Genomic DNA, 3835 nt, shown 5'->3' on the forward strand with positions numbered 1-3835 from the left:
CGGCTGAACCCCAGGTCGCGGAAGATGTCGCAGATCTCCTCGACCACCTGCGTCACGGGGTGCAGGCCGCCGCGCCAGTGGCGGCGGCCGGGCAGCGACAGGTCCAGCCGCGGCCCCGTCTGCTCCGGCGCCGTGTGGGCGGCGGACTTCTCGTCGAGAAGCGCGGTGAGCGCGTCCTTCACCCGGTTCGCCTCGGCGCCCACCACCGGCCGCTGCTCCTGGGACAGCTCGCCCAGGCGCCGCAGCACGCCCGTGAGCCGGCCCTTGCGCCCGGCGTACTCCACGCGCAGCCGCTCCAGCTCGTCCGCCCCGTCCGCCGCCCGGATCGCCGCCAGCCCCTCGGCCTCCAGCGCGTGAAGCTGCGCGATCAGCTCATCCACCATCGTCTCTTCGCGGTCTATTTGAGTGGAAACCACCGGAATCATTAGGTTGCGTTGTCAACCCCAATCTGTGCCCGCGCCGCCGGTCGCGCCACCCCTCACGATCAACGCGCACCGTTCGGGAAATGCGCTCCGCCCGATCTGTCGAAACGCCGGCTGTTCTGAAGATGCGCACAGGCTCCAGGCCCGCAGAGATGATCGAGCGGCAGCCCACGCGTGGGCTTCGCGCGGTCGTAGCCCCGTGGGTTTACCCACCTGGGCGATGCCGATGTGACGTGCCTCGCGGGCCTCGCGAGGACGCGCGCCCGCGCTGTTGTGCAGAGGTACCGCGATGCGATCGGCAATGTCGCGCCGCGCGGCGGCGGATGCACGAGCGTGCGGTGGAGATGTCGCGCATCGGCAGATGCGCAACTCGGTTTCGGGAGATGCGGATCGTCCCAGATCACGATCCACCAACGCAAAACGGACGCGATTCGCTCGCGTCCGTTTCGATGATCATCAACCGTCTGCACATCTCACCTGGGCCGCGAACCTCGGGCATCGTCGCATCGGAGAGTTTCCGGATGCGATAAATCGCACCCCTACATGGAGATGCGCCGATCCGAATCCGCGAGGATGGGGTTCGCGGTCGGTCCGACCACGGGCATCTCCGCGCTTGCTCTAGGCGGCGTTTGCGTCCTTGCGGCCGATGGCCCAGAGGCGGAGGAGCAGCTCCTCCATGGCCTGGCGGTCGCTGAGGGATGCAGACTTGAGCAGGCGGTCGCTGCGGAGAAGCTCGGTCAGCGCCTGGTCCACCTCGGCAAGCGTCCACTTCTTCGCGGTGGGGACGATGCGCTTCGCCATCCAGCGCTGGAACGGCTTCAGCTCGCGCTCCAGCGCGCCCTGGCCGCCCGCGCACACGAGGCCCACGCGAAGGATCTGCGCCGTCATCCCGATGATGAGGCCCACGCCGGATTCGCCGCTCTCCAGCAGGATGGGCAGCGCCGCCACCGCCTCGCGGAATCGCCGTTCGGCCACCATGTCGAACCACGCCCAGCGGTCCTGCTTGGGCAGCGCGCCGCCCACCGCCCGCACGTCGTCCAGCCCGATCCGCTTCCGGTCCTGCGCGTACGCCACCAGCTTCGTCACCTCGGCCGAGAGGGTGCCCAGGTCCACGCCGATGGCGCCCACCAGCGCCCGCGCCGCGTCGGAGTCCATCTCCACCCCGTGCTCGCGCTGCGCGTGGTCCATCACCCAGCCCGGCGCGTCCATCGCGTCGAGCGCCGGGTACTCCACGGAGACGGCCGCGCGCTGCAAGTCGTCGTAGAACTTGGCCTTGGAGCCGGACGGGATGGACGCGGAGATGATCAGCGCCAGCCCCGGCTCGGGCTTCACAGCCGCCGCCAGCAGCACCTCGCGCGCCTTCACCGACAGGCCCTGGGCGTCGCGCACCACCATCACGCGCCACTCGGCCATCATGGGCGGCGTGGCGAGCAGCGAGGCCAGGTCGTCAGCCGTCACGTCGGCGCCGCGCAGCTGGTCGAAGTTGAAGTCGCGCGTGGCCTCGTCCAGGTACGCCGCCACGGCGCGGTCCACCGCCTGCTCGCGCAGGTAGTCCTCGCCGCCGTGGAAAAAAAAGACACTCCCCTGGGAGCGGTCCCGGAGAGTGCGTGCGAGCGCGTCCTGGCTGATCTGCGGCACGGGCGTGGGGTGAGATGCGTGAAGGGCGCGGCTACTTCTGCGCCGCCGCCAGGTCCTGCGCGTACGACTCCACCGCCAGCGGCGAGCCGTGCAGCGCCACGTCGTACGGCGTCTGGAGCACCGGCACGCCCAGGTCGGCCAGCTGCGCGGCGAACCCGCGCTGCCCGTTGAAGCGCGACAGGTCGGGGATGCGGATGGCCCGCTCGAAGCGCTCGCGAAGCTGCGGCGGGCCGGCGGCCACCGTGGGCAGCGACGGCGTGGAGCGCGCCGCCGTGGGCACCCACGCCGCGAACGCGATCATCGCGGCGATGGAGAGCGTGGCCGCCACCGAGCCGCGGGATCCCTGCGTGCGCTCCCACGCCATCTCGTCTTCCACGTGCCAGATGCGGTGCTGCAGCCGCGCCCCGAAGTCGTCCGAGACCTCCAGCTCCGGGAGGGCGCGGAACAGCTCGGTGCCCTGGCGCAGCACGCGGTCGTAGCGCGCGCAGCTCTCGCACTCGTCGCGGTGCACCTCCATCTCCACAGCCATCTCGTCACTGAGCAGCCCGTCGCAGAGCGACGAGTACTCGGCAAGGAAAACCTCGCAGTTCACCACCATGCTGCCCCCCGCCTGCGGAAAGACCCGGACCGTCCCGGCGCCGTGCCGGTGGAACGTTGGAGCCTTTGGTACGCGGCACCCCCGGCCAGTGTTCCCGCCCGCCGTAGCGCCGCTTGCATCCGTTCCGCCGAAACAGCCTAGACATGAGATGCACGGCGTCGTCCGATCTCCCGTCCGATCCGCCGAAGGTCGGCTAACGTGAGGCCGCACCACATCTTCCGAACCCGTAAGAAGTTACTCTCCGCCTCCAACCCGCGCTACGCCTCTCGCGAACCGGATCGCCGGGCCACGGGCCGTCGATCTTCTCCGCTCGCGGGCGATGCCCAGCCTTTCGCCTTCACCGCACGGGTAACGAAAAAGCTTCCGTATCTTCGCAACCGGGCGTATCGTGCGAGCCGCATCGCCCTCTGCGGCAGTGCATCCTTCCCACCGTTCCGTCCCCTCCAGGAGATCCCGATGAGCGTTCCCGACAATCGCGTGGTGGTCACCGGCGTCCAGATCCCGTTCGGCGAGATGGTGGTGCTGATCCTGAAGTTCGTGCTGGCATCGATCCCCGCGTACATCATCATGATGGTGATCATGATGGTCATCGTCGGGATCTTCGGCGGCATCTTTGGCGGGCTGATGGGGGGACTGAAGTAGCGAGGCGGCCCGGTTCGCCATCCGTTGGACGAAGGAGAGGGGGGCGCGCCGGGAATCCCGGTGCGCCCCCCTCTTCACTGCAATCGAACGAGAGCAGGGCCGTGCGGCAGCCTCCTAGTCGAGAAGCGGCGCGATGATCTGCGCGAAGTTGTTCCTGGCGCGGTTGAGCCGGCTCTTCACCGTGCCCAGGTTGCAGCCCGTGATCTCCGCGATCTCCTCGTACGTCTTGCCCTCCATCTCGCGCAGCACGAACACGGTGCGGTGGTGCTCCGGCAGCACGTCCACGGCCGAGTCCACCATGCTCTTCAGGTGGCGCTTGCGGAACAGGTCGTCCGGGCGGTAGGTGTTGTCCTCCCACTCCAGCGGGCGCTGGTCCGCGTCCCAGCTCTTCTTGATGGACGTGAAGAGCACCAGCGGGTTGCGCGAGCGGTTGCGCAGCTCGTTCTTGGCCAGGTTCGACGCGATGGTGTAGATCCAGGTCGAGAACTTCTTGCTCTGGTCGAAGCGGTGCAGGTGCCGGTAGACGCGGATGAAG

The 3835-nt window shown here is 68.8% G+C and carries 5 protein-coding genes; 1 reads left to right on the forward strand and 4 read right to left on the reverse strand.

Annotated features, from left to right (window positions below; all coding sequences use genetic code 11):
* The 3 genes from VFE05_09860 to VFE05_09870 all read right to left on the reverse strand — a co-directional run.
* Window positions 1–383 (reverse strand): hypothetical protein (locus VFE05_09860; GenBank protein ID HET6230359.1); only part of this gene is annotated, 383 nt, incomplete at its 3' end.
* Window positions 384–1040: 657 nt separating this feature from the next.
* Window positions 1041–2060, reverse strand: a complete 1020-nt coding sequence (holA, locus tag VFE05_09865) for a DNA polymerase III subunit delta (GenBank protein ID HET6230360.1) — start codon at window positions 2058–2060, stop codon at window positions 1041–1043.
* A 31-nt stretch (window positions 2061–2091) separates the two neighbouring features.
* Complete coding sequence (locus VFE05_09870; GenBank protein HET6230361.1) at window positions 2092–2658, reverse strand: hypothetical protein; 567 nt, start codon at window positions 2656–2658, stop codon at window positions 2092–2094.
* A gap of 456 nt (window positions 2659–3114) precedes the next feature.
* On the opposite strand from VFE05_09870, the gene VFE05_09875 reads away from it, so the two are divergent.
* Window positions 3115–3300 carry a hypothetical protein gene (locus VFE05_09875; GenBank protein ID HET6230362.1) on the forward strand — a complete coding sequence of 62 codons (186 nt, stop codon included), beginning with the start codon at window positions 3115–3117 and terminating at the stop codon, window positions 3298–3300.
* A 114-nt stretch (window positions 3301–3414) separates the two neighbouring features.
* Here VFE05_09875 and VFE05_09880 read toward each other — a convergent pair.
* Window positions 3415–3835: sigma-70 family RNA polymerase sigma factor (locus VFE05_09880; GenBank protein ID HET6230363.1), on the reverse strand; the 421-nt coding region annotated here is incomplete at its 5' end.

The sequence above is a fragment of the Longimicrobiaceae bacterium genome (assembly GCA_035696245.1).
Lineage (GTDB): Bacteria > Gemmatimonadota > Gemmatimonadetes > Longimicrobiales > Longimicrobiaceae > DASRQW01.

Excerpts from the sequence above, each read along its gene's own strand:
- VFE05_09870 (HET6230361.1), bottom strand. The coding sequence starts at position 2,658 with ATGGTGGTGAACTGCGAGGTTTTCCTTGCCGAGTACTCGTCGCTCTGC.
- VFE05_09875 (HET6230362.1), top strand. The coding sequence starts at position 3,115 with ATGAGCGTTCCCGACAATCGCGTGGTGGTCACCGGCGTCCAGATCCCG.